19 protein-coding genes are annotated in these 24,804 nt (G+C 65.2%); 13 read left to right on the forward strand and 6 right to left on the reverse strand.

The window, feature by feature from the left end; all coding sequences use genetic code 11:
• Positions 1-15: 15 nt before the first annotated feature.
• The 3 genes from R2834_08710 to R2834_08720 all read right to left on the reverse strand — a co-directional run bounded on the left by R2834_08710 (position 16) and on the right by R2834_08720 (position 5,214).
• Entirely contained in the window at positions 16-3,357 is a 3,342-nt protein-coding gene (locus R2834_08710) for an NB-ARC domain-containing protein (GenBank protein ID MEZ4700397.1), read from the reverse strand.
• Between the two features lie 154 nt (positions 3,358-3,511).
• The gene (locus R2834_08715; protein ID MEZ4700398.1) at positions 3,512-3,976 is read right to left on the reverse strand and encodes an NUDIX domain-containing protein; all 465 of its coding nucleotides are present in this window, start codon (positions 3,974-3,976) and stop codon (positions 3,512-3,514) included.
• Between the two features lie 62 nt (positions 3,977-4,038).
• Positions 4,039-5,214 carry a class I SAM-dependent rRNA methyltransferase gene (locus R2834_08720; protein ID MEZ4700399.1) on the reverse strand — a complete coding sequence of 392 codons (1,176 nt, stop codon included), beginning with the start codon at positions 5,212-5,214 and terminating at the stop codon, positions 4,039-4,041.
• Positions 5,215-5,452: 238 nt separating this feature from the next.
• On the opposite strand from R2834_08720, the gene R2834_08725 reads away from it, so the two are divergent.
• From R2834_08725 to R2834_08760, 8 genes are all read left to right on the forward strand, one after another.
• Positions 5,453-6,562 carry a PorV/PorQ family protein gene (locus R2834_08725; protein MEZ4700400.1) on the forward strand — a complete coding sequence of 370 codons (1,110 nt, stop codon included), beginning with the start codon at positions 5,453-5,455 and terminating at the stop codon, positions 6,560-6,562.
• Positions 6,563-6,655: 93 nt separating this feature from the next.
• Positions 6,656-7,633, forward strand: coding sequence for a glycosyltransferase family 2 protein (locus tag R2834_08730; protein ID MEZ4700401.1), 978 nt, complete (start codon positions 6,656-6,658; stop codon positions 7,631-7,633).
• 85 nt (positions 7,634-7,718) lie between these two features.
• Entirely contained in the window at positions 7,719-8,771 is a 1,053-nt protein-coding gene (gene mtnA, locus R2834_08735; protein ID MEZ4700402.1) for an S-methyl-5-thioribose-1-phosphate isomerase, read from the forward strand.
• A 178-nt stretch (positions 8,772-8,949) separates the two neighbouring features.
• Positions 8,950-9,708 (forward strand): TonB family protein, encoded by a 759-nt coding sequence (locus R2834_08740; GenBank protein ID MEZ4700403.1) that lies wholly within the window; start codon positions 8,950-8,952, stop codon positions 9,706-9,708.
• 52 nt (positions 9,709-9,760) lie between these two features.
• Positions 9,761-11,188, forward strand: a complete 1,428-nt coding sequence (locus R2834_08745) for a sugar transferase (GenBank protein MEZ4700404.1) — start codon at positions 9,761-9,763, stop codon at positions 11,186-11,188.
• 225 nt (positions 11,189-11,413) lie between these two features.
• On the forward strand, positions 11,414-13,405 hold the full coding sequence (locus tag R2834_08750) for a dehydrogenase E1 component subunit alpha/beta (GenBank protein MEZ4700405.1): 1,992 nt from the start codon (positions 11,414-11,416) through the stop codon (positions 13,403-13,405).
• 132 nt (positions 13,406-13,537) lie between these two features.
• On the forward strand, positions 13,538-15,820 hold the full coding sequence (locus R2834_08755) for a TonB-dependent receptor (GenBank protein MEZ4700406.1): 2,283 nt from the start codon (positions 13,538-13,540) through the stop codon (positions 15,818-15,820).
• The gene (locus tag R2834_08760) at positions 15,820-16,731 is read left to right on the forward strand and encodes a hypothetical protein (GenBank protein ID MEZ4700407.1); all 912 of its coding nucleotides are present in this window, start codon (positions 15,820-15,822) and stop codon (positions 16,729-16,731) included. The genes R2834_08755 and R2834_08760 overlap by 1 nt, the downstream gene beginning before the upstream one ends.
• 130 nt (positions 16,732-16,861) lie before the next feature.
• Here R2834_08760 and R2834_08765 read toward each other — a convergent pair whose 3' ends face one another.
• Positions 16,862-18,358: a cytochrome c3 family protein gene (locus R2834_08765; protein MEZ4700408.1), complete on the reverse strand. Its 1,497-nt coding sequence runs from the start codon at positions 18,356-18,358 to the stop codon at positions 16,862-16,864.
• Positions 18,359-18,695: 337 nt separating this feature from the next.
• Between R2834_08765 and R2834_08770 the strand changes: the two genes are divergently transcribed.
• Genes R2834_08770 through R2834_08785 form a run of 4 tightly spaced genes read left to right on the forward strand, consistent with a single transcriptional unit; the run spans position 18,696 to position 21,459 of the window.
• Entirely contained in the window at positions 18,696-19,814 is a 1,119-nt protein-coding gene (locus tag R2834_08770; GenBank protein MEZ4700409.1) for a hypothetical protein, read from the forward strand.
• 48 nt (positions 19,815-19,862) lie between these two features.
• Positions 19,863-20,474: a hypothetical protein gene (locus R2834_08775; protein ID MEZ4700410.1), complete on the forward strand. Its 612-nt coding sequence runs from the start codon at positions 19,863-19,865 to the stop codon at positions 20,472-20,474.
• Between the two features lie 10 nt (positions 20,475-20,484).
• On the forward strand, positions 20,485-21,048 hold the full coding sequence (locus R2834_08780; GenBank protein MEZ4700411.1) for an FMN-binding protein: 564 nt from the start codon (positions 20,485-20,487) through the stop codon (positions 21,046-21,048).
• Between the two features lie 21 nt (positions 21,049-21,069).
• The gene (locus R2834_08785; GenBank protein ID MEZ4700412.1) at positions 21,070-21,459 is read left to right on the forward strand and encodes a hypothetical protein; all 390 of its coding nucleotides are present in this window, start codon (positions 21,070-21,072) and stop codon (positions 21,457-21,459) included.
• Positions 21,460-21,575: 116 nt separating this feature from the next.
• On the opposite strand, the gene R2834_08790 is transcribed toward R2834_08785, so the two are convergent.
• Positions 21,576-23,570 carry a DUF1508 domain-containing protein gene (locus R2834_08790; protein MEZ4700413.1) on the reverse strand — a complete coding sequence of 665 codons (1,995 nt, stop codon included), beginning with the start codon at positions 23,568-23,570 and terminating at the stop codon, positions 21,576-21,578.
• A gap of 332 nt (positions 23,571-23,902) precedes the next feature.
• On the opposite strand from R2834_08790, the gene bcp reads away from it, so the two are divergent.
• A complete protein-coding gene (gene bcp / locus R2834_08795) occupies positions 23,903-24,376 on the forward strand; it encodes a thioredoxin-dependent thiol peroxidase (GenBank protein ID MEZ4700414.1) in 474 nt (157 codons plus the stop codon).
• A 9-nt stretch (positions 24,377-24,385) separates the two neighbouring features.
• Here the strand turns inward: bcp and R2834_08800 are convergent, their stop codons facing one another.
• Positions 24,386-24,799: a hypothetical protein gene (locus R2834_08800; protein MEZ4700415.1), complete on the reverse strand. Its 414-nt coding sequence runs from the start codon at positions 24,797-24,799 to the stop codon at positions 24,386-24,388.
• Between the last annotated feature and the right edge of the window lie 5 nt (positions 24,800-24,804).

A 24,804-nucleotide genomic window follows, 5' to 3' on the forward strand; every position in this document is an offset into this window, starting at 1 on the left:
GCTAATCGTTAATCTTTATTCGCTAATCTCCAGCAGATGCACGCCGCCCCCGGCGTCACCGAGGATGAGGACCTGGCCCTCGTTGGAAAACTTGCAGCTCGTGAGGGGGAAATCGGCATAGTAGGAGCCGGCCAGCTCCCGCGCGTCGAGATCCCAGATCCGTGCCGTATGATCGTCAGACACGCTTACGAGGTACCGCGCATCGGGCGAAACGGCCAGGTCGCGGATCTCATCCGTGTGGCCGGCGAAGCGGAAGTCCTCCTCGCCGCTGGTGAGGTCCCAGAGCCGGATGGTGCGGTCTTCGGAGGCGGACAGGACCTGAAAGCCGACGGACAGGGCGTGCAGGTGCCGGATGGCCTGGGTGTGGCCACGCAGCTCCATTTCGGTGGTGCCGGCGAGCAGGCTCCAGGTCCGTATGGTGCCGTCGTCGGCGCCGGACACGATGCGCTGGCTGATGTCGGACACCTGCAGCGCGCGCACCGCGCCCCGGTGGCCGCGCAGGAGGTGGAGCAGCCGCCCGTCTTCGAGCGACCAGACCCGCACGGTCGCGTCGACCGACGCGGAAACGATGTAACGGCTGTCCTGCGTGATGCGCACCGCCGTCACGCCGCCCTCGTGGCCGGCGAGGGTATGCACGCGCTGCCCGTCCTCCATCCGCCAGACGATCAGGGCGCCGTCCTCCGAGGCGGAAACGAGGTGGTAGCCGTCCGGCGTGATTTGAACGGACCAGACCCAGTCGGTGTGGCCCTCCAGCACGAAGTCGGCCCGTTCAGTCATCAGATTCCAGATGCGGATCGTGGTGTCGAACGACGCGGTCGCCGCCAGCCGGCCGCTCGGCGCGAAGGCGGCGTCCCAGATCCAGTCCCGATGCCCCTCGAATGTGGCGAGGCGCTGGCCGTCGCTGAGCCGCCAGACCCGCATCGTCTGGTCGTCGGAGACGGAGATGGCGTGCAGGTAGTCGGGCGAAACCCGGATGGCGCGCACGCTCTTCTCGTGCGTGTCCTGGTCCGGATGCCGATGCTGCGACGACAGGCTCCAGCGCTTGATGGCATGGTCGTCGGACGCCGAAAACGCGGTGTGCCCGTCCGGCGCGAGGGCGACGTGCCAGACCCAGTCGTCGTGCCCGGTGAACGTCCGCACGATGGCGCCCGTGCGCAGATCCCACACGATGAGCGACTTGTCCTCGGACGCCGTCACGAGGGTCGACCCGTCGGAGGCGACGGCTACGGAGCGGACGGCGCCCTGGTGCCCTTTCAGCACCCGCACGATGTGGCCGGATGCGAAATCCCAGACGATCACGGTGCGGTCTTCCGAGGCGGAGACGATGTGCGAGCCGTCCGGCGTCACGGCGACGCCCCAGACCCAGTCCGTATGCCCCGGCAGCGTCCGCTCCACGACGCCGCGCGCGAGATCCCAGATCGTCACGGTGCGGGCGTCGGAGGCGGTCACGAGCCGTCGGCCGTCCGGGGTGATGGCCATCGACCAGATCTGCCGCTTGCCGGCGTCGATGGTGGCCCGCAGGATGCCGGAGCGGGCATCCCAGACGCGGATGGTGCCGTCTTCGCCGGCGGACAGGACGTGCCGGCCGTCGGGCATGACGGCCAGGCTCATGATGCGGCCTTCGTGATGGATGAGTTGCAGCCGTTCCTCGCCGGATTCGAGATCCCAGATCCGGATGGTGCCGTCGTCGCTGCCGGAATAGGCCAGCGGCTGGTCGGGCGAGACGGCCACGGCCTGCACGCCGGCTTCGTGCCCGTACAGGGTGCGCAGAAGCAGACCGGTATGAATGTCCCAGACCTTCACGGTCGCATCCTCGGACCCCGACACGGCGTAGCGGCCGTCCACCGTCACGGCGACGCTGCGCACCACATCGAGATGGCCGTGGTACGTGTCGAGCAGGGCGCTGCCGGGGGTGGTGAGGCTGGATTTGCGCGGTTCGAGCCAGAGCGCGCGACGGTCAATCCGCTGCCGGATCTGGTGGACGAAACGCTCGATAGCGACGATGTCGAACCGGTTCAGGCGGGCGATGAGCTGCGCCGGCAGCTGGCCGGCGTCGCGCGTCAGGGCGCGAGCCGAGAGCCAGAGGGCCTCCTGGACGAGCCGCAGGGTCTTGTCCTCGTGGAGCAGGGCATAGTCGTCCTGCACGGTGGCCATGTCGGTAGCCCGCAGGGCCGCCTGGATCCAGTCGAAATCCAGCAGCAGGTCGCGCAGCGTATCGTGCTGGCGGGCCTCGACGAGATGGTAGCCGAGAAACCGGCAGATGTAGCCGTCGTCGCGGACGTCGTGCCAGGGCCGGCGTTTGGGGATGTAGCTGGCCAAAAATCGGCCATGGAGATCGACGAGGCGTTCGTCGAGCACGTCGCGGGCCAGCTGCACGAGCACATCCTGGATGACGACGGTCTGCGGATCGCCCCGGCGTTCGATGAGGCCGTAGCTCTCGAGGTCCTCGAAGGCGACGCGGCGGTCGTACGAGGTGAGGGAGGGATCGATGACGCGCCACGCGCGGTCGATGGCGGTTTCGGGGAGGGCGATGCGGGGCTGGAAGAGGCCGAGGGCGAAAAACAGGTCGCGCCGCTCGGCCGGCACATACATCAGGTTGATGGTCGCGCAGGCGCGGAGCCGCGCATCGAGGTCGCCGGGATCGTCGACGGGCTGGCTGTCGAAGGTGGCGATCCAGTCGCCGGGCCGCATGCCCTTGCGGAGGATCGCGCCGGCGATGGCGAGCCCCATGGGGTTTCGCTGGAGCCGGTCCACGATGCCTTCGTGCAGCGGATGCGACTGGCCGGCGCGGCCCGCGATGAGCGCCAGGGCCTCGTCGGGCGTGAACGGCGGGCAGCCGAGGGTCGCGTCGGGCAGCCCCTCCGCAACCTGGGGATTGCGGGTGAGCAGGAGGGTCCGGCCGGGATGCCGGAGGGCCTTGAGTTCGAGCGCCTGGTGCAGATCCCACACATCGTCGAAGACCAGCAGGGTGGATTTGCGGCTCAGGGCCGTGACGATGCGCTCCATCGCGCTCTCCCGCGTGGCATATTCTTCCGATTGGTCGTCCCCGACGCCGGCCCCGATTCGCGCGAGCTGGTGCGGGAGGTCCATCGGCTTGGGCCCCATATCAACCCAGAAAACGCCGTCCCGGAACGCGGAGCGGATGCCGGCGCCTTCGATGCATGCGCGGACGAGGCGGGTCTTACCCGATCCGATGGGGCCGGCGACGACGCGCACGTGGTCCGTGGGCGATTGCCGGGGCTGCAACAGCCAGGATGACAGGGCGGCGACGGCGTCGGGCCGGCGCAGGACTTCGGCAGACCGCGGGGCGGCCGGGGGGCGGGGTATGGACGGGGTGTCGTGCGCCTTCCTCTTCATGGTCGGGCCATCGCTGTGCGGCACGGTTGGGGTATTTGAACGGTAAGCTCACAAGATCGGAAGGGAGACGCCGGCGGACCATGGCGGTTTAGCGCATCCGGGGCGGGTCTTTTGCGCGTGTGACGACACAGGTGAGCTCTGGACGATTACCCCTTTATCCCATCCGCTCCATCACCATCGCTATGACGCGGCGGTAGACGGGATGGAAGCGGTCGACGTCGTCCTCGAGGGGGTGCCAGAAGTATTCGAACAGCAGGCCGGCCTCGGCCACGCTGCCCACCGCCCGATGCGCCCACCGTTCAGGCAGGTCGCTACCGGGGTCGATCAGGTAGATATGCCACCGCTGCCACTGGTTTTCGGTGAACGTGGCGGTGCCGGCGAAGACCTCCCAGTCGAGCTCGCCGATCTTGGCCACAATCCGGCCGGTGGCAATGCCCGACTCCTCCTCGAGCTCGCGCAGCGCGGCCTGCGCGGCGGTTTCCCGCAGCTCCACACTGCCCTTGGGGAGCTGGTAGCCGGCGTAGGGGTGCTTGAATGCCAGAATACGCCCATCCCTGACGACACAGGCGCAGGCTTTGAGCACCATCTTGCTCCAGTCTCTGTCTGGTTCGTCAAACATCATTAGCCCTGGCGGTTCTCCGCAGTGTTTTCCGTGGGGTGCGTCGGCGAGCGCCGCGCCCTTCAGCCCTCCATCTTCTGCACCACCTCGAACTTGAGGTAGCTCGTCTCGGGCATCGCGTCGAGGACGGGATGGTCCGGGGGCTGGCATCCGTGGTGCAGGGTGCGCAGCGTCGTGCCGCTTTTTATGGCGCTGTAGCGGACGATCTTCAGGAAGTCTTTCTCGTCGATCGCGTGGGAGCAGGATGCGGTGGCGAGGATGCCTCCCGGGTTGAGTAACTGCATCGCCGTGATGTTGATCCGCTGGTAGGCGCGGGTGGCGGCCTCGAGGTGTTTGCGGCTCTTGGCGAACGCCGGCGGATCCAGCACGATCAGGTCGAACGTTCGGCCCTGTTCGCGGAGCAGATCCAGCTCGTCCAGGGCGTCGCACGCCTTGTATTCGATGCAGTGGGAGACGTCGTTCATCTGCGCGTTGTGCGCGGCCCGGGCGAGGGCGCTCTCGGAGGTGTCGAGCCCCAGCACGGATGCGGCGCCGCCGGCGGCGGCATGCAGGCTGAATCCACCGTCGGCGCAGAATACGTCGAGCACCGAGCGGCCCCGTGCGAGCCGGCCTACAAAGGCGCGGTGCAGACGCTGGTCGATGAAGAAGCCGGTCTTGGGGCCATCGGTGACGTCGACATCAAACGCGATCCCGTTTTCACGGATGCGAATCGGGCCCTCGTACGCGCCCCGGATCACCCCCTTGCATTCCGGCAGGCCGTCCTTGCCGCGGAGCCAGGTGTCGTTGCGTTCGACGATGGCCGCCGGCTTGAGGCGCTCCTCGAGCAGGTCGAGCACGAGGTCGCGCTGCTTTTCCATCCCGTAGCTGAGACAGCTCCACGTGAGCACGTCGCCGTAACGATCCACGATGGTGCCGGGAAAGCCGTCGCTTTCGCTAAAGATCAGGCGGTAGTGGGTGGCGTCGTGGAAAAACGACGAGCGCAGGGCGAGGGCCGCGTCGATCCGGCGGGCGAAAAAGGCCTCGTCCACCGGCGTCGCGACGTCCGTGGTTACCAGACGCACGGCGATGAGCGACTTCGCATGATAAAATCCCTGTCCGAGAGGCCGTCCGTCGGCCGTGCGCACGTCGACGATATCGCCCGTGGCGGCTTCATCGACGGCGTCGATCTGATTCGAGAATATCCACGGATACCCTTTAAGAACGTGTTTTTCCTGACGGGGGCGGAGCGTGACGGGCATGAAGGTGGATGCGGGTATGGCGGTGCATGGAGGGATGGACGCACTCAGACGTGCGACCGTGCTACGCGTTCCGCGCACGCCGGCACGAGTTATGCGCAGCGAGGGAACGCCGTCCGCCGGATTCCGTTTTACGGCATACCTCGCGAACACCCGCTTCTCGAACGATCCTGTCGACATCACCCGCGCACGGTTACAATTTTTCGATCTCATCAACGGTAGCCGGCAGGTGATCATCCCTATGCCTCGTAGCATCTCGACATTGCGCGCGATCCCCATCCTCCTCGCGGTCCTTGCGCTCGCCGCACAGGGCCCGGTGTATGCCCAGAAAACCGCCAAATACGGGGCAGACTTTCTCTCCGGCGGCGTCGGAGGACGCGCCCTCGGGATGGGCGCCGTCCATGTGGGCATCGTGCGGGACGTCAGCGCCGTGTACTGGAATCCCGCCGGCCTCGACGGACTCGCCTATCCGGAAGTGGCGTACATGCACGCCGAACGCTTCGCCGGCATCGTGTCGTTCGACTACGCCGGCGCCGCGCTTCCCGTCAGCGCGCAATCCACCGTCGGCATCACGATCATTCGAAGCGGCGTGGACGACATCCCCAACACGCTCAACGCCTGGGACGCCGAGCGCAACCAGCCCAAGCCGAACCCGGAAAACTACATCGAACGGTTTTCGGCTGTTGACAACGCGATCATGCTCAGCTACGCGCGCCGGCTGCGTGAAGGCCTCACGGTCGGTGCGACGGGCAAGCTGATCCGCCGGAAAATCGGCGACTTCGCCGACGCATGGGGATACAGCTTCGATCTCGGCGCGCAGTACATCCGGGATCGGGTGTTCCTGGGCGTGAATCTGCAGGATATTTCGACGATGCTCCAGAGCTGGAGCGTCAACAAGGCCGAACTCGCGGCGCTGGAGGACTTCGGGCAGGAGATTCCCAACGGCGGGACGGTGCTGGTGCTGCCCGTGCTCCGCCTCGGCGCCGGCTATGTGGCCCCGCTTCGCTCCAGCAGCCTCACGCTGGCGTTCGATATGGACGTGGCCTTCGACGGGCAGCAGGCGTATGTGCTCAATGCCGGCGACATGTCCTTTCATCCCCGCGTCGGCGCCGAGTACCTGTTCAAGAACGTGGTGGCGCTGCGGGCCGGCATCAGCCGCATGCTCGTGTCGGACACCGTCGGAGGCATCAACCTCACGCCCAACGTCGGCGCCGGGCTCCGTCTCAACCAGTTTAACATCGATTACGGCTTCGGCGATTTCGCCGGCCTCACCGCCGACCTCGGCTTTTCCCACCGCATCGCCGCCCGACTCGTCCTCCAGCAGCCCCGGATGGCTCGGCCGGAAAAATAGGTTCTACGTTCCAGGTTGCAGGTTTCAGGTTCTCGCGGTACCCGTACGGCCGCGGTTCTACCGACGTGTGTCTGGCAATTTCTCGATTATGGCATGACCGCTGCCTCCTCCGACCCGTCCGCCCGCCAGTCGCTCGCCCTCGTCATTCCCGTCTACAACGAAGAAGCCGTCGTGCCCATGCTGCTGTCGGAGATCGCGGCGTTTCGGACGGCGCATCCGGATGTGACGCAGGTCGTCTTTGTGGATGACGGGAGCGAAGACCGCACGGTCGAACTGCTCCAGCAGGGGACGGCGGGCCGCGACGGGTACTGGATCGTGGGGTTCAGCCGCAATTTCGGGCATCAGCTGGCGATCACGGCCGGCCTCGGGGTTGTCCAGACCGACGCGGCGGTGATTCTCGACGCGGATCTGCAGGATCCTCTTCCTGTCGTCGCCGAGATGATGGACCGCTGGCGGGAGGGGTATGACGTCGTTTTTGCCGTCCGCGAGCGCCGGGAAGGGGAGCCGGGCCTGAAACGCTTGGCCGCGGCCGCCTTCTACCGCTTTTTTCGCTGGATGGCCGACCTCGACATGCCGCTGGACACGGGCGATTTTCGGCTCGTCTCGCGCAAGGTGATCGACGTCTACAACCGCATCGGCGAGCAGCAGCCGTTCGTGCGCGGGATCGTATCCTGGATCGGCTTCAACCAGATCGGCATCCCGTACGTGCGCGCCCCGCGCGCGGCGGGGCAATCGAAATACACCCTGCGCAAACTCATCAAGCTCGCGATGAGCGGGCTGACGTCCTTCTCCGACAAGCCGCTGCGGATCTCGATCCGGCTCGGCATCGGGGTGGCGCTCCTCGCCGTGGCGGGTTTGCTCGTCGCGCTCGGGGCGGCGCTGTTCGGCGGCAAGGGGGTCACGCTGAGCGCGGTGCTCATCTTCGTGGGTTTCTTCTTCGGCGGCGTCCAGCTGCTTTTTCTGGGCGTCGTGGGGATGTACCTGCTGCGGGTGTACGAGGCCGTAAAGGGCCGGCCGCGGTACATCGTGTCGTCCGAGTGGCGGTCGGAGGGCGCCGGGGACCTCGCTTAACGCTACATCGAGCAGGACGCCGCCCGGCGTATCCGGGCTGTGCCGACCGCACGAAAATGATGCACACACCACCCGGTATAACCCGATGACCCGGTCCGCCTACGATTTCGAACCTGCCGGCACCGTCCCGCCGCTCCGCTGGGGAGGGGACCGCGTCGCGCTGCTCGACCAGACCCGGCTGCCGGCCGAGGAAGTCTGGCTCGACCTCCGTACCCCGGAGGAGATGGCCGAGGCGATCCGGATGCTGCGCGTCCGCGGCGCGCCGGCGATCGGCATCGCGGCCGCCTACGGAGTGGTGCTGGGCGCCGGGGAGCCGGCCGCGGCCATCGCGCTGCTGCGCACGACGCGGCCGACGGCGGTGAACCTGTTCTGGGCGCTCGACCGGATGGCCGCCGTGGTGGCGCGGCACGCCGGCGACGAGGCGGATGCGCTCCGCGGGGCGCTGCTGGCCGAGGCCCTGGCCATCCATGCGGAGGACCTCGACGCGGGCCGGCGACTCGGCGAATTCGGGCTCACGCTGTTTCGCGACGGCATGCGGGTGATGACGCACTGCCACGCCGGCGGCGTCGCGACGTCCGGTTACGGGACGGCGCTGGCGCCGCTGCTGATGTCGCGCTCGGCCGGCGTGCGGCTGACGGCCGTCGTCAATGAAACGAGGCCGTTATTGCAAGGGAGCCGCATCACGGCGTGGGAGCTGCAGCGAGCCGGCGTGCCGGTGACGCTCATCACCGACTCGATGGCCGCCCACGCCATGCGGCGGGGGATGGTCGACGCCGTGATCGTCGGGGCGGACCGCATCGCGGCGAACGGCGATACGGCGAACAAGATCGGCACCTACGCGCTCGCCGTGCTGGCTCGGGCGCACGATCTCCCGTTTTATGTCTCCGCGCCGCGTTCGACGATCGATCCCGTGACGGGGGACGGGGGAATGATTCCGATCGAGGAGCGGTCCAAGGAAGAAATAACCCGCGGCTTTGGCCGGCAGACGGCGCCCGACGGGATCGGGGTGTTCAATCCGGCGTTCGATGTGACGCCGGCGTCGCTGATTGCCGCCATCGTCACCGAAGTGGGCATCTTGCGGCCCCCGTTCGGGCCGGCGATCGCCGAAATCCTGGCCGAAGGGGCTGTAAGGCACTAAATGCCGCCCCGTGGCGTTTTATCCGCACATCGGTCGACGACGGCGCGGGATGCCCCGGCCGCCCGCCTTCGAGCCGCTCGAACGACAGCGTGCACGGTTTTTGCCATTATGAACCGAAAGCGCTACACTACACCCGGTGCCTCGGCGCACCGGTTGACACCGAACTTCCTGAATCCGCATGAAACAGAATGACTGGTTCGGCCTGCTCGCGAGCCTGGGCCTGCACCTCATCCTGCTGATCCTGTTTTATTTTGTCCGGACCGATCCCATCGTTCCGGAGCAGCTGGGTTTTATCCAGGTGGAGTTCGGTTCGTTTTCGGAAGGGCGGCCCGTGCAGAAAACGCCGCAGCCCGTGCCGGCGCAGAAGCAGCCGACGCCCGAACCCGAACAGCAAATCGAGGAACGCCCCGCGCCCAGCGACCCCGAGGTATCCAAGCCGGTAGACCTCCCCGATCAAGCGCAGCCCATCGTCGACGAACAGACAGTTTCGGCGCCGGAGACCGAGGTCGAGGCCATCAAACCGGAAGATCCGAAGGACGACAAGAAGATTGAGGAGGAGGAGAAGCCACAGCCGAAGCCCCTGCGACCGCTCGGTAGCGGATCGGTGGACGGCAACGCCGGCGCCGATTCCGGCGACGACGGCGAGGGCACCGAGGAAGACAAGGCCGCACCGTACCAGATCGAAGGCCTGAACCGCACGCCGCTCGTCACGGCCCTGCCCCAGTATGTCGAAAAGGTCAATGTCACGATCCGCATCCGGATCACCGTGAGCCCCAATGGCGAGATCATCCGCCGGGTGCCGCTGCTCAAGGGCAACCCGCGTCTGGAGCAATCGGCCATGGAGGCGCTGACGCGCTGGCGTTTTAACCCGCTGCCGGCGAATGTCCCCCAGGAAAATCAGGTCGGGGTCATCACGTTCCAGTTCCGGCTCGAATAGCCGGCTGCTGGGATCACCTTTCTGGTCGTACGAAGCCGAGCCCTGATGTCTCGTGACGCGCAAGGCTGAATTCATCGCACTCCTGCTCGCCGACGCCACCGCGGTGTGTCTCGCGTCGGCGTTCTACTACCTCGCGCGTTTTCAGTGGGGGTGGTTTGATGTCCCGCAGGTCTACCCCGAACCCATCCCCGTCGTCGTCGCCCTGGCGGCGTACTGGCTGCTCGTTTTCTTCTTTTTCGGGATGTACCGGGAGCGGTACGCCTCCAGCCGGTTCGACGAACTCGTCTCGTTGATGAAGGTCGTGTCGGTCGGGATCCTGGTGCTCGTTTTCGCCATCTTTATCGATATCCTCCAGCCCGGATCGACGCGCGCGCTCATCTTCTATTACTGGCTCGACGTCTTTCTGCTGGTGGCGCTCGGGCGGACGCTGGTCCGCACCGTCCAGAAGGTGCTCATCCTCAGCGGCTACGGCACGCACAAGGCGCTGATCGTGGGCTGGAGCGATCGGGTCGAGCAGTTGCATGAGGATATCGCGCGGTACCCGGCCGCCGGCCTCAACGTCGTCGGGGCGCTCCGGATCGGCCAGCGCGAAAACCGGCTTCACCGCGCGCTCGCGGGCCACGGTCAGGAGGAGGACGACGAACCGGTGGTCGAAAGCTTCCAGGACATCGAAATGCTGCCCGACCTCATCGACGAACTCGACGTGCAGGACGTCCTCATCGCCATCGGGGCCGACGATCAGCAATCCCTCGTCGAGGTGCTCCGCCTCTGCGACGGCAAGCCGGTATCCCTCAAGCTCGTCCCGGATTTTTATTCCGTCCTCGGCGGCATGGCGCGGACGGAGCATTTGTACGGGCTGCCGCTCATCGAAGTGCTCCCGGAGCCGATGCAGCCCTGGGAGGAGAGCACCAAGCGCATCATCGATGTCGTGGTGTCGCTCCTGGTCCTCGTGCTGGGGCTTCCGTTCTGGGTTCTGCTTATCGCCCTGATTCGCCTTACCTCCAAGGGGCCGGCGATTTACCGGCAGCAGCGCGTCGGGCTCCACGGGCGCGTGTTCACGATGTACAAGTTCCGGACGATGCGCCGGGACGCCGAAGCCGCCACCGGACCCGTCTGGGCGAGCGAAGACGATCCCCGGTACACGCCGCTCGGCCGCTGGCTCCGCAAGACGCGGCTCGATGAGGTCCCGCAGTTTTTTAATGTGCTCAAGGGCGAGATGAGCCTGGTGGGCCCCCGCCCCGAGCGTCCGTATTTTGTGGATCGGCTCTCGCACGAGATCCCGCTCTACAACCGGCGCTCCCGCGTCAAGCCAGGCATCACCGGCTGGGCGCAGGTCATCTGGCGGTACGACGCGAGCCTGTCCGATGTGAAACAGAAGGTCAAGTACGATCTTTTCTACATCGCCAACATGAGCCTCCGGATGGACTTCAAGATCCTCTTCATGACGATCAAAACGGCGTTCCTGGGTAAAGGACGGTGAGGAAGCGCGCCTTGTTGGTACATCGCACCGTTTGCATCCCGCTAGGTTTATGCTGACGTGCGAAACGTGGCTCAAGCGAGGCGGAACGCGTCAAGGCTGTGGCGTTTGATAGGTGTGGGCGAGCAGGCGCGGGTTCGATTCAGGTCCTGCGCATCCGAATCCAGAGGGGAGAAGGTTCATGAATGAGCAGACACAAACGGCGCGAAGCGTGAGGTCGCGTTAACTATGCAAGCGGATGAGATCGAAAAGGCCCGGAGCGTCGAAGATGCCCGCGCGCAGTATCGGGCGTTGTTGCTTCCTCGGGTGATCGAGGAAAAGATGCTTCGGCTGATTCGTCAGGGCCGGCTGTCCAAGTGGTTCAGCGGATACGGCCAGGAAGCGATCGCCGTCGGTTGTACGCTCGCGCTGGAGGAGCGGGATTACATCCTGCCGATGCATCGCAACCTCGGGGTCTGGACGACGCGCGGGCTCCCGCTGGAATCGCTGTTCTGCCAGCTCATGGGCAAGGCCGGCGGCTACACGCAGGGGCGCGACCGCACGTTTCATTTCGGCGTACCGGAAAAAAGACTGGTGGGGATGATCTCTCATCTCGCCGCGATGCTTCCGGTGGCCTGCGGTCTCGGCCTGGCGAGCCAGCTCGCGGCCGAGGAATACGTGGCGCTGGCCTTCATCGGGGAAGGCGCGTCGCGCGAGGGCGACTTTCACGAGGCCGTGAACCTGGCGTCGGTGTGGAAGCTGCCGGTCATCTTCGTCGTCGAGAACAACCAGTACGGCCTGTCCACGCCCACCGCCGACGTCATGGCCGGCAAGGACTTCGCCTCCGCGGCGGCCGGCTACGGCCTGCCGGGCATCGTGGTGGACGGCAACGACCTGCCGGCCGTGATGAGCCAGGTGGGGCAGGCGGCGGAGCGCGGACGCGCCGGCGAGGGGCCGACGCTCCTCGAGATGGTCACCTTCCGCATGCGCGGCCATGAGGAGGCATCCGGCACCAAATACGTGCCGCCCGAACTCATGACGCACTGGGCCAAGAAGGATCCCGTCGCGCGCTTCGAGCGCCGGCTGCTCAGGGCCAGGCAGCTGACGAAGGACGAGATGGCGGCGATCCGCAAGGAACTGGAAACGCGTGTTGAAGCCGCCGCCGAGTTCGCGCTGGCGCAGCCCGAGCAGGTGAGCGCCGTGGAGCGCGAAGTGGGCGATGTGTACGCGCCGGCGCCTCCCGTACCCGCAGCCGCCGGGGGAGCGCAGGAGACGCTGCGTTTTGTCGACGCCGTGCGGCGAGGCCTGTGGGAAGCCATGGAGGCCGACGATCGCCTGGTGCTGATGGGGCAGGACATCGCCGAATACGGCGGCGTGTTCAAGGTGACGGAGGGGTTCGTCGAGCGGTTCGGCAAGGCGCGCGTGCGCAACACCCCGATCATCGAGAGCGGCGCGATCGGAGCCGCGCTGGGGCTCTCGCTGGCCGGCTACCGCCCGGTGGTGGAGATGCAGTACGCCGACTTCATCAGCTGCGGCTTCAACCAGATCGTCAACAACCTGGCGACGACGCACTACCGGTGGGGCGCCCCGGTCCCCGTCACGATCCGCGCGCCGTTTGGCGGCGGCATCGGCGCCGGCCCGTTTCATTCGCAGTCGCTCGAAGCCTGGTTCACCCACGTTCCGGGGCTGAAGGTCGTGATTCCGGCGACGCCGGCGGATGCCCGGGGTTTGTTGCGGTCGGCCATCGACGACCCCAATCCGGTGCTGTACCTCGAGCATAAATTGCTCTATCGCTCGCTCAAGGCGGAGATGCCGGCGGAGCCGCACTGGGAGCCGCTGGGGAAGGCGCGCATCGCGCGTGAAGGCCGCGACGCCACCATCGTGACGTACGGCGTGGGTGTGCACTGGGCCCTGGAAGCGGCGTCCGCGGCCGAGCGGAACGGCCATGCCATCGAGGTGATCGATCTGCGGACGCTCGTGCCGTGGGACCGGGAGACGGTGCTGGCCTCCGTGCGCAAAACGAATCGCGTGCTGGTGCTCCACGAGGCCGGCCTGACCGGCGGGTTCGGGGGCGAACTCTGCGCCACCATCGCCCAGGAAGCCTTCACCTTCCTCGACGCCCCGCCGATGCGCGTCGGATCGCTCGACACGCCGATTCCGTTCTCAACCCAGCTCGAAAAAGAGCTGTACAGCGCGAAAGCCAGACTGCCGGAGGCCCTGGATCTTCTGCTGCGATTCTGAATCGATCCGGTCTGTTTCCGCGATGCTAAGAATGTTAAAAATCCCGCTCCGGCGCGGGGCGGCAGGTCATCCAGCTACGGGTTCAGTACCTTGCCCGCGCTATTGTTTGGCTATCTGGTCTTAGCGAGGGATATGAGGCATTTCTGTGCTGTAGTATGGGTACTTGGCGCGCTGGCGCTGGTCGTCCCGTCATCCGCCCAGCAGGCCGCGCTGCGCGGTTTTGTGACGGACGGAGCCACCGGACAGGCGCTGGATCTCGTCAACGTCGTGATTGAAGGGGCCGGCGGGGCCGGCGATGGCGCGAGCACGCGGGCCGACGGACTCTATCAATTCAGCCGGCTGGAGCCCGGTGCGTACCGCATCCGCGCGTCGTTTATCGGCTATCAGCTCTTCAGCGACTCGCTGTCCCTGGCCGAGGGGCAGGTGCTCACGTTCAACATTGCGCTCCAGCCGGTAGAAACCGAGCTGGAGGAGGTCGTGGTGGAATCCGCCGGCCTGGCATCGGTGGCCGTTCCGGTCGCCGGCTTGCAGACGATCCGCGCGGCCGACATCGATCGCGTGCCGACGCCCGACGTGTCCGGCGACCTGGCCTCGCTGCTGACGACGATTCCTGGCGTCGTGACGACCGGAGACCAGGGGGGGCAGCTGTACATCCGCGGCGGCGAGCCCTCGCAGAATATGGTGATGCTGGATGGGATGCTCGTCTACCAGCCCTTCCACATCCTGGGGTTCTACTCGGCGTTTCCGTCCGATATCGTCAACCGGGCGGACATCTACGCCGGCGGCTTCGGCGCACGCTACGGGGGCCGTCTCTCCTCCGTAATCGACATCCGCTCGCGGGACGGCAACAACCAGTCGATCGCCGGCTCCGCCGCGGTCTCGCCGTTTATGGGGGCGCTGCAACTCGAAGGGCCGTTGCTGCCCGGGAAGGTGTCGCTGCTCGCGTCCTATCGGCGGTCGCTCCTCGACGAGATTGCCGGCCAGTATGTGAACGATGAGCTTCCGTTCGCTTTCGACGACCTCTTCGTAAAATTCCATGCGAAGGTCACGCCCACCAGCAATTTTTCGGCGACCTACCTCAAGACGACCGATGCCGGCACGCTCGAACAGGCGGGTGGCGAGCTGGCCCCCGACGAGGTCACCTGGAATAACGAGGTGCTCGGCGGGCGCTACGTCTTCCTGCCGCGCAACGTCCCGGTAGCCGCTGAGCTGCGCATCTCCCATTCGCGGCTCGAAAACGGCATCGGGCCGGCGGATGCGCCCGTGCGGAAGTCGTCGATCGAGGACACGCACATCATCCTTTCGGCCAGCTTTGTCGGGGCGCAGCTGAACGCCGACGCGGGCATGGATTTGCGCACGATCTCGCTCGACAGCGAGCTGGGCGGCCTCTATCAGAACGTCGAGTTCAGCAATGCGCGGCTCGGCAACTGGGGTAACTACCTGGATCTGGACATCAAACTCGGCGCGTACGCCCGCCTGCAGCCCAGCCTGCGCGCCCAGTTCTACAAGGTTCGATTCCAGCCCTACCTGGAGCCGCGGCTGCGGTTTGTGTGGGAGCGGGGGGGCCATCAGCTTTCGGCGGCCACCGGCATCCATCACCAGGAGATCGTGGGGCTGACCGACCGGCGCGATGCTGCCAACGTGTTCACGGCGTGGACCAGCATCCCGTCGGAAGACGCGCGCGCCGCCAGCGTCGACGCCGGCCGCATCCAGAATGCCCTCCATGCCATCGTCGGGTACAGCGTCGACACCCGGCGCGGCGTTCGCCTCTCCGCGGAGGGGTTCTACAAACGCATGGGCAACCTCCTCGTGGCGGAGTGGACGGCCTATCCCCGGTTCACGACGCGCATGCAGCCTGCCTCGGGCCGCTCCGCCGGCTTCGATCTCCGGCTGGATGCGCAGAAGGGCCCGGTTTACGTCCAGGTCAACTACGGCTATTCGGCGACGCGGTACGAGGCCGAACAGGCGAGCCTGAAAGTCTGGTATGGCACGGAAACGCTCTCGTTCAGGCCGCCGCACGATCGGCGGCATCAGCTGAACCTGCTGGCGGGGGCCGATCTGGCCGGCTTCGACCTCAGCGTGCACTGGACGTACGGGGCCGGCCTGCCGTACAGCCGCGCCATCGGCTTCGACGGGTTTGCGCTGATCGACGACATCCGCAACGTCGGTCAGATTCCGACATCCCGCCGCGTGATCTACGAGAGGCCGTACAACGCGGAACTGCCGAGTTATCACCGGCTCGACGTCAGCCTCGAACGAACGCTTACGCTGGGCAAGACCCGGCTGACGGCGCAGGCCAGCGCGCTGAACCTGTACAACCGCGCGAATATCTTCTATCTGGATGTATTCACGCTCCAGCGCGTCGATCAACTGCCGTTTATCCCATCCATCGGACTCAAGGTGGCCTTCCAATGATGCGCTCGAACAGACGCCGAGTATCCGGAATCGCGCTGGCGGCGATCGGCCTGGCGGCATGGACCGCCGGCTGCGACTCCGACGTATCGCCCATCCTCGGCACGGAGCAGCCGTTCACACTCTTCGGCGTCGTGTCGCCCCAACTCGACACGCAGCGCGTGCTGGTTTTCCCGATTCAGGATCGGCTCCAGCAGCTCTCCGGCGAAGCCCTGGATGCGCGTTTTGTGTGGACCGACACCGAGACGGGCATCGAATCGGCCTGGCAGGATTCCATCGTTCCGCAGGCGGACGGGACCGTCGTGCACCTGTACTGGGTCGCCGGCGCGGCCGCATATGGGCGCACGTATGACGTGCGGGTCGCAACCCCCGCCGGCGATGCCGAAACGCAGGTCACGGTCAACGTCCCGCCGACAAACGTCGTCGAGATCGGGGAGCCGAGCGGGATATCGGGCGTGATCGTTCCGGTGCTCGTCCGGGGCGACCTGCCCAACCTGCTCAAAATCGAACTCGAATACGGATTCGACTACACCCAGACGACCGTCGGGGAGAAGCTGGAGTCGCTGATCCTCCCGTACGACGAGCAGGCGAGCCGCACGGCCGACGGCTGGTTGATCCAGGTCAATCTGGTGCGGGACTACCGGACCATCCTCGATTACATCCGGTCCCAGCGCTCCATGGATCTGGCGAAAGGGGTCCAGCTGCGCGGGATACAGCTCCGCTTCCTCGTCGCCAACGCCGAATGGAATCCGCCCGACGGGGTGTTCGACCCCGAAGTCCTCGTCCAGCCCGGTACGATGTCGAACGTGAACAACGGATTTGGTTTTATCGGCGCCGGCTACCGCACGGTCCAGAACTGGCTCCCGGCGGACAGCATCGCGAACGCCGCCGGCTTCCGGCAGGGAGAGCGGTAGGACGCGATCCGCAGCACGTAGATAGCGGCCATTTATCTGAAACGACGAGGGGTCAGCACGATACCGCGCTGACCCCTCGTCGTTCATTGAAGCTCAGTCCTTAAACCTGCCGTCTTCCGCCAGGCCGGGCTCAGTCCGGCATGGACGTGCGGACGAGCGGGCGCACGCTGCCTTTCGGCGGCATCCGGTCCAGCACCTCCTGCAACTCGCGCTGGATGTCTTCCGACGTGCGCGACCAGGTTTTCGCGGCCCCGTATTCGTTCAGGACGGCGTCCGTGCTGGCGAGGAGGAGCGACTGGATCAGGAACGGGTTGTGGGCCGTCGATCCGTACACATCTTCACCGAACTCGGCCAGGTGGTAGTTGAACAGGGCCCCTTCGGCCACCGTGAAGGTGGGGTCCGCGGGATCGATCGCGCCGCCGGCTTCCTCGAGGTTCGGGTCGACGATCGAGAGCAGTGCATAGAGATCATCCGCCAGTTCCTGCACGCGGGTACTTGTCTGCAGCATCGCCGTCGCCGCGGCATCTTCCGAGGCGTGGCAGCCCGAAGCGGTACACGCGTCGAACGAGCGTTCGGCGGTCGTGATGCCGCAACCGCTGTTCGGTGACGGTTTGCCCTGGGCGTCCAGGCACGGCATGGCCGTAAAGAGGTGGCCCGTGGCGCTGAACACGAAGTCGCCCGTATCGGGGTCCGTGACCTCGAAGCTGTTCACGTGACACGTGGCGCACAGCTTGGCGTTGGCTTCGCTGCCGTGCGTCGCGATGATCTCGCCCTGGTCGATGTTGGCGTTGGGCGGGAACCAGCCGGCGTCGCCGGCGAGCAGCGCCGTCTCCGGAGCGTGTGGTTCGAGCCCGTGCGAGGAGGTCGGATCCGGCACCGTGCGGCGATCGTGGCAGCTTGCGCACAGGTGTTCTTCGACGGATACCGTGGCGATAGGCCGGCGGAGCTGGCCTTCATACTGCCCGTTGTGCGGGTCGTGGCAGACGCCGCAGGTGATGGCGAGGTGTTCCGTCGCATCCCGTTCCACGTAATTGTCCGTCACGCCCCAGGCGGCGAGTACGCCCTGACCGCGGTGGCAGCCCTGGCACGCTTCGCGGCCGGCGGCGGACTCGACGACTTGCGCGTGTTTCGACTGCGCCCATTCATCCGCGAACGGATGGTGCGCGCCCTGGTGGCACTGCGCACAGCCGGTCGCATTGGCGATGTCGGCCGTGATGTCGCCCACCGCCAGGGAGGCGATCGGGTGGGCGCTGTCGATGTCCGGGTTGGCGACGTGCACCTGGCCGGGGCCGTGGCAGCTTTCGCACTGGACGTCGTGATACCGGTCGTCGCTGGTGGTGCTCCAGCCGGAGGCCTCGGCAATCGGGTTGCCGTTGGCGCTCACGGTGTGGCAGTTTTCACAAAAAGCCTGCGCATGGCCGCCTTCCTGCAGGCTGGCCCAGGCGCCGGCGTGGCCGGTGAAGCGCCACTCGGCTTGCTGGCCGACGTGGCAGTTGCCGCAGACCGTCAGTTTTTCATCCTTATCGTCGTACCCCAGAAAACCGAGGGCTTCGGCCGGAGGATCTTTGAAGAACGGACGCTCTACTTCTACGACTTCCCGGAGATCGCAGCCTCCAACGGTCAACATCGCGAATGCACCAAGCAGACCTGCGAGTCCTATGAGTAACGATGAAAATCGAGTTCGCATTGTGAGCCTTCGTCTTGGGGTTGGGGGTATCGAAGATGCCCCGTATCATACTGGTGATAGGCGTCGCGGACTACCGCTAACCTGATCGAAGATAGATTGGCGCGCCGATTGGACAAGTAGTGATATCCTTACGCGTACTCTAGGGGAATCCCCTACATCAGGGTCAGGCTAAATTGGTATCCTGCAAACACCGCGTCAGACGTAGTTTTCAGACGCGAAATGGGTGCTTGACGGACGATCGCCGGCGCCATTACGGCCACAATATACATAGAAAGCCATGCGCTACCCACTCAGAGCCTCCCTGGTGCTTTTCCTCTTGCTGATGGGCACCGGCGGAGCGTACGCACAGGTCGTTGAGGATACTTCGGCCGTGGAATTCGGCTTTGATGATATTATAGATGAACCGCCGCCGGCCGCCACGTCCCTCGGGGGATGGCTGGATATGGTCAACATCAGCGGCCGGTTCGACATCAATTTCGAGATCCAGAATCCCATGAAGGATGAGGATCTGCAGCAGAAGCAGATTCGCAACTACCACAAGTTTCTCTTTCTGAAAGTCACCCCTACCGACAAGATCACGCTCGACGCGGAAGTGCTCGATCTCTCCTATTACGAGATCAAGTACGACCTCACGAGCCGGCTGAATCTGCGCGCCGGCAAGATCTGGGTGCCGTTCGGCGCGACGCCGTTTCACCATTTCTACGGCGCCCGCCAGGGCGACCCGTTCACCGGTCTGCTGCTGCCCAACGTATGGTCGGAGTACGGCGGGAATCTCGAGGGCCGGATCTTCTCGGGAGATAACATGAGCCTGGGCGGCGACCTCTACGCCATCCGCGGCTTCGACAACCAGCTCGGACAGGTCATCAACTTCACGAGCGGTGGGTCGGACAACGTCTTCGCCTATGGCGCGCGCGCGCATCTGACCCTCGGCAGCCGAATCCAGGCGTGGGGATCCGTCATGTACAACGAATTCGGCGTCGACGACGCGGAAGGGCAACTCCTGCTCTGGGGCGGCGACCTGCTGCTGGATTACGGCTTGCTGGACCTGCCGATTCTGCGCGACCTCCGCCTTCGCGCCGCCTTCGCGCGGGCCGAGGTGCAGGACAAAGTGCTGGTCGATCCCGACAACAACGGCGACAGCTGGTACTTCCGCTATGGCGACTACGCCGAACTCACCTACCGCGGCCTTCCCGTCGTCACCCCGCGCGTCCGGTATGGGACGATTATCGACTTCGACGACGCGGTCACGAACAACGACAGCCACAACTGGGAAGTGGCGCTCACGTCGCGTCTCCAGCAACACATCCTGTTCCTGGCCCAGTACCAGTTCAATCAGGAGGAGGTCAACGAGGTAGACAACGATCTCTTTCGTTTTGCGATCATCTTCGAGTTCTGATGCCGGCGTACCTACGCGCCGATACCCACCCCTAGCCTGCCCAAACCCATGGAATCACTTTCCACGCTACGATTATCCCGTCTGCCGATGTCCTTCAAGCTGCTGTTCACCGCAGCGCTCATGACGCTGGGCACGGGGTATCTGTTCGCCCTCTCCAATATCGCGTTGAAGATCGGGTTCAGTCCGGATCAGGCCGCCACCCGGTACTACGGGAACGAGGCCTCGCGCCGCATGCTGGAGGGACTGCAGGAAGACGCACCCGTTACCGGGGATGCCGGCGTCAGTGAGGAAGAAGAGTTCAGTTTCGACGATCTCGAGGCCGACGAAAGCATGTCGGACGAACCGATCGTGTCGATTCCCACGTTCGAAGGACTGGTGTCCGAAGGGCATTTCCACCTTTTCGGCTATACGACGATCTTTTTTGTCTGCGGACTTGTCGTGGCGCTGGCAGAACTTAGAACGGGGCTTAAGTATTCATTAATCATAGCGCCCTTCGTCGCATCCGTTCTCGACATCTGGAGCATGCTCTTGACCCGGTTCGTAGGACCCGGGTTTGCGTGGCTTCTCGTCGTCTCGGGCATGGTGATGGCGCTTTCCTTCCTGCTGGTATTTGTCATCGGCATCTCCCAGCTCTGGTTTACACACGATCACAAAAGCTAACAGCATAACCATGCGTCATACTCCCGTTTTCGTCATCGTATTCCTGGCGGCCCTTTTCGTAGCCGGCCCCGCACTCGGCCAGGTCGCCAAAATGAACGAGATCGTCAGCATGAAAGACGGCCTCAAGGAGATGCTCCAGAATCACGGGGCCGCATCGCTGAAAAAGGTATCGATCACGGTCGATGCCGAGAAGGCGAAACAGTTCGCACAGACCTATGGGGTTGAAGCGGAAGGCGTCTATACCGTCTATCAGGGCATCGGGGCCGATAAATCGACCGTGACCGGCACGGTCATCGTCGTCAACGAGGAAGGGAAAGAAGGACCGCTTCAGATCCTGGTCGCCATCAACCCGGAAGGCAAAATCTACGATATGGGCTTTACGGTTTTTGGCGAGGATCACGGGAAGTCCGCGCTCGGCTGGAGCTTCCTCAAACAGTTCATGGATAAAAAGCCGGGCGATGCATTCGTCGTCGGCAACGACGTGGACGGCATCAGCGGCGCGACGTGGACGTCGAACTCCGTGTCGCAGGGTACCGAGAAAGCCGTCGTCGTATTTGCCGAATTCCTCAAGTAACCCCGACAACAGGAAATCGTCATGTATAAGTCGCTGGGTATCATCGTAGCGCTCCTGCTGGTGGCGGGATGCGGTACCGAGAACCCGTTCAGCCGCGGTCCGGAAACGCTCGATGAGGGCGGCGGCGGTCCCATTACGGGTTCTGTCAGTTTCTCCTCCGATGTCGTGCCGCTCCTCCGTCCCTGCGCCAGCTGCCACAGCAGCGGCGCCGGCGGGTGGACCTACGCCGGCGGGGCAAATGCCTTCAGCGCTGTCAGTTCGGTGATCGACACGGGATCGCCCACCAACAGCCTGATGCTCGTCAAGGCGACGGGCGGAGCCGGACATGGCGGCGGTACGGTGTTCTCCGCAGCGAGCTCCCAGTACACGACCATTCGCGCCTGGATCGAACAGGGGGCGCGGGATAACTAGGCCCGGCCGGCCGCTTAGACCGGTGGCGCCGTGACCTGGGCGGCATTCAGGACCAAAAAGAAAAAGGGGCATTCACAACCGAATGCCCCTTTTTTATTCCGTTTAGTGTCCGACGGCTACTGGACCTGTATGGCGATCCGGCGATTCTGCTGCCGGCTGGTGGCGTCTTCGCCTTTCGAGATCGGGTCGTTCGAACCGAAGCCCTGGTAGCGCAGCCGGCCGCCGTCGACGCCGTTGTCGATCAGAAACTGATAGAGCGCCTTCGCCCGGTTCGTCGACAGGGTCTGCCGATCGGTCTCCGCGCGGTCGGCGTGCCCTTCGATGAAGAGGCGCACGCCCGGGTAGGCGACGAGCGCCTTGGCCAGTCCGGACGCCTGGATGCGTCCGGCGTCATTCAGGTCGACGGCATTGTAGCCAAACCGGATGTCGTCCATCACGAACGTGCGGGGGAGGGTCCGGCCGGGCTGGCTGAGGAATTCGGCCACGCGTCCGCCGAGGCTTTCCGCATCGAGCTGCAGGCCGGCGGCGTTCGGGCCGAGCAGCGAGGGCGTGGGAGCCGGCGCGGGCGTCGGAGTGGCCGCGGCCGGCGTTTCCGGCTGTGCGCTGGCTGCCGGCGGCAGCGTCGAGGTCGTTTCGGGCTCATTCGCGGCCATGCCGCTCTCGACGTCGCCGGCCCACCAGGGGCAGCCCCGGAGCAGGAAGAGGAGCAGCAGCAACGCGATCAGCGGGATGATCCAGGGGAGCCAGAGCCGGACGCTGCCACGGTCGTCCGCCGCGGGTGCCGGCTCGGGTCGTGCGGCCGACGGGCGGCTGGGCGGCGCGTCCGCGGCACGCGGCGGGGGCGTCGGGGCCACGCGGGGCATGGCCGGCAGCGTGTCTTCGGGCAGCGTGTCTTCGGGCGTCGGCGTCGGGGGGGCGGCCAGCGTGAGCCGCTCGGTTTCCGTCACCGTCCGCGAGGCGGGAGCAGCCGAGAGGTCGACCCCGTAGGCCGATGCGTATCCCGGCATCGCGCTCATGAAGATGCGGATGTACCGCTCGGCGTCGGCCTCGCTGGCGAAATACCGGCTGCGCGCGATCTGCTGGCGATTCCCGGCGAGGATGACGAAATAGTACTGCCCGTCCTGCTCCTTGACCTGGTAGGACTCGCGGTTCGCGCTGTTCTTGATGATCGACGCGATGCCGTTGTCGCGGCTTTTCCCGTTGCGATAGCCCTGGCTGAACAGCAGTGCGTTGCCGGCGTCGTCGTTGAAATGGAAGTAGTGCGCCTTCGTGTCGTCGTTTCGGAACGACTCGAAGCCGGGTTGCCCCGAGCTGGAGGCGCGTGTGAGCACGTACGAATCCGCCGGCGAAGTACGGGTGCGCGGCGCCGGCTTTTCGATGGCGGCGAGCGCGGCCGGCGCCATCGCCATCACCGTCTCTACCGCGCGGGAGCGATCAGCCTCGCTGCCGAATGAGCGGCTGCGCGCAATCTCGTTGCCGTTGCGCGCTTTCAGGATGAAAAAGTACGCGCCGTCCTCCTCGCGCATTTCGTAGCGCTGCTCCATCGAGGCGCTTTCGAGGACCGCAATGAGCCGCTTGTCGCGCTGCGATGCCGCGTTAAAACCGCGGCTGTACAGCAGGGCTAGTCCGGCTGCATCATTGATGTGGAAATAGTGCTGGTTATCGTCTTCGTTCTGGAAGGATTCCGGACCCGATTGGCCCGAACGGGACCTGCGTTCGAAGCGGTACAGGGAGGCGATGTCGCTTGCGCCAAACTGTAAAAACGCCGGCCCCCGGCGCGTCACCTCCGTCGTGCGGGAGATGAGCACTTCGTACTCGGAGTGGTTCCGGGCGGCATCGACGAGGCTATCGAGGCGCTGCCGGGCCGCGTCGGCGGAAAGCGACGCGCTCTGCGCCAGGGTGCGGCCGGCGGCGTCCTGCAGGGTCAGCCGCCCCCCCGACACGGTGAAGCGGTCGGCATCCGGCAGCGCCGCGATGACCTGCCGGATTGCTTCGGTGCAGGCCTCGACGGAGGCGAAGCCGGCGCCGGTGAGCAGCGTATCGCCGCGGTCGGATTGAAGATCGAACTGAAAGGAACGATTCGACGCGTTCTGGGCTATCTGGAAACGCATGGGAGGACGGATGGATGATCGAAACACGCACGAAGGACGGCGCGGTATGGGAGCGTCGTCCGGTTGGGAGGCGATTCCGTGCGTGGGTCAAATCGAAATGCGCCATGGCCTGATTTTATGAAGATTATCTCGTTTGTGCAATGTGAAACTCCTCCAACATTTGATAATGCATGCCGGCCCGGGATCTTATCTTCCGCCAGCGAACGGGCGGGGCTCGTTCGGCTATCGCAATCCATCATCGAACCGAAAGCGCGCCTTCCTGCACGAGCCGGCCCGGATCCGAATACGGGTGTCGGGCGACGTTCGGCGGGCGCACAGGGAAAACAGGGATTATGGCAAAAGCAGCGAAGATGCCCGATGCGGGCGACAGGGCGCCGGCATTCGAAGGAATCACGCAGGAAGGAAACCCGCTCAGCCTCGCCGGCTATCGCGGGCGCAAGGTAGCGCTCTTCTTTTATCCCGAGGACGATACGCCGGTATGCACGCGCCAGGCCTGCAATCTGCGCGACGGGTATCATCGGCTTCTGGATGCCGGCATCGCGGTCATCGGCGTCTCGCCGGATACGACCGACAAGCACGACGCCTTCACGGCCAAATACGATCTGCCGTTTCCGCTCGTCGCAGATCCCGACAAAAAGATCCTCAACGCCTACGGGGTCTGGGGAGAAAAGAACATGTACGGCAAGACCGTCGTCGGCGTGAAACGAACGACCTTTCTGATCGATGAAAAAGGCGTCGTCGCGCACGTGTTCAAACGTCCGAAAGTGGACAATCACGCGACGGAGATCATCGAGAAGTTCAGCTGAGGCGCCGGCTCAGCGGCCCCAGCGCAGGATGTAGGGCGCGGTGCCGTCCGGGACGTGTAGGGCGATGACGTTCGCGCCGCGCACGGGCAGAGGCAGCGGGAGATGCAGTTCGTCCGTCAGTTCGGCGTCGCACGTGTCGTCGCCGTCCTTGTGCGCGATCCAGATATGGGCGGTATCCGGGCGGACGGCGTAGCCCAGCTCGAACTGATGATCCGCGCAGCCTCCGATGTAGGACAGCGTGGTCAGCAGACGGTCCCCATGCAGGCGCGGAGGAACGTCGGGTCCGCCGGGCGAGTCGTTCAGGATGATTTCGTACGGCGCGCCGTAGGCCGGCGCCACTGGCGCGGGCTCGCACCCGGACGCCAGCACGGCGATCGACAGAAACGCGTAGAGTCCGAACGATTTGCTATTTTGACGCATCATAGCGG

It is taken from the genome of Rhodothermales bacterium (assembly GCA_041391505.1).
Lineage (GTDB): Bacteria > Bacteroidota > Rhodothermia > Rhodothermales > JAHQVL01 > JAWKNW01.

What these genes read in the sequence shown, in the direction of transcription:
- R2834_08760 (MEZ4700407.1), top strand. Translation starts at nt 15,820, where the DNA reads ATGCGCTCGAACAGACGCCGAGTATCCGGAATCGCGCTGGCGGCGATC.
- R2834_08790 (MEZ4700413.1), bottom strand. Translation starts at nt 23,570, where the DNA reads ATGCGTTTCCAGATAGCCCAGAACGCGTCGAATCGTTCCTTTCAGTTC.
- R2834_08780 (MEZ4700411.1), top strand. Translation starts at nt 20,485, where the DNA reads ATGCGTCATACTCCCGTTTTCGTCATCGTATTCCTGGCGGCCCTTTTC.
- R2834_08720 (MEZ4700399.1), bottom strand. Translation starts at nt 5,214, where the DNA reads ATGCCCGTCACGCTCCGCCCCCGTCAGGAAAAACACGTTCTTAAAGGG.
- R2834_08710 (MEZ4700397.1), bottom strand. Translation starts at nt 3,357, where the DNA reads ATGAAGAGGAAGGCGCACGACACCCCGTCCATACCCCGCCCCCCGGCC.
- R2834_08725 (MEZ4700400.1), top strand. Translation starts at nt 5,453, where the DNA reads ATGCCTCGTAGCATCTCGACATTGCGCGCGATCCCCATCCTCCTCGCG.
- R2834_08750 (MEZ4700405.1), top strand. Translation starts at nt 11,414, where the DNA reads ATGCAAGCGGATGAGATCGAAAAGGCCCGGAGCGTCGAAGATGCCCGC.
- R2834_08755 (MEZ4700406.1), top strand. Translation starts at nt 13,538, where the DNA reads ATGAGGCATTTCTGTGCTGTAGTATGGGTACTTGGCGCGCTGGCGCTG.
- bcp (MEZ4700414.1), top strand. Translation starts at nt 23,903, where the DNA reads ATGGCAAAAGCAGCGAAGATGCCCGATGCGGGCGACAGGGCGCCGGCA.
- R2834_08785 (MEZ4700412.1), top strand. Translation starts at nt 21,070, where the DNA reads ATGTATAAGTCGCTGGGTATCATCGTAGCGCTCCTGCTGGTGGCGGGA.
- R2834_08740 (MEZ4700403.1), top strand. Translation starts at nt 8,950, where the DNA reads ATGAAACAGAATGACTGGTTCGGCCTGCTCGCGAGCCTGGGCCTGCAC.
- R2834_08770 (MEZ4700409.1), top strand. Translation starts at nt 18,696, where the DNA reads ATGCGCTACCCACTCAGAGCCTCCCTGGTGCTTTTCCTCTTGCTGATG.
- mtnA (MEZ4700402.1), top strand. Translation starts at nt 7,719, where the DNA reads ATGACCCGGTCCGCCTACGATTTCGAACCTGCCGGCACCGTCCCGCCG.
- R2834_08800 (MEZ4700415.1), bottom strand. Translation starts at nt 24,799, where the DNA reads ATGATGCGTCAAAATAGCAAATCGTTCGGACTCTACGCGTTTCTGTCG.
- R2834_08730 (MEZ4700401.1), top strand. Translation starts at nt 6,656, where the DNA reads ATGACCGCTGCCTCCTCCGACCCGTCCGCCCGCCAGTCGCTCGCCCTC.
- R2834_08765 (MEZ4700408.1), bottom strand. Translation starts at nt 18,358, where the DNA reads ATGTTGACCGTTGGAGGCTGCGATCTCCGGGAAGTCGTAGAAGTAGAG.
- R2834_08775 (MEZ4700410.1), top strand. Translation starts at nt 19,863, where the DNA reads ATGGAATCACTTTCCACGCTACGATTATCCCGTCTGCCGATGTCCTTC.
- R2834_08715 (MEZ4700398.1), bottom strand. Translation starts at nt 3,976, where the DNA reads ATGTTTGACGAACCAGACAGAGACTGGAGCAAGATGGTGCTCAAAGCC.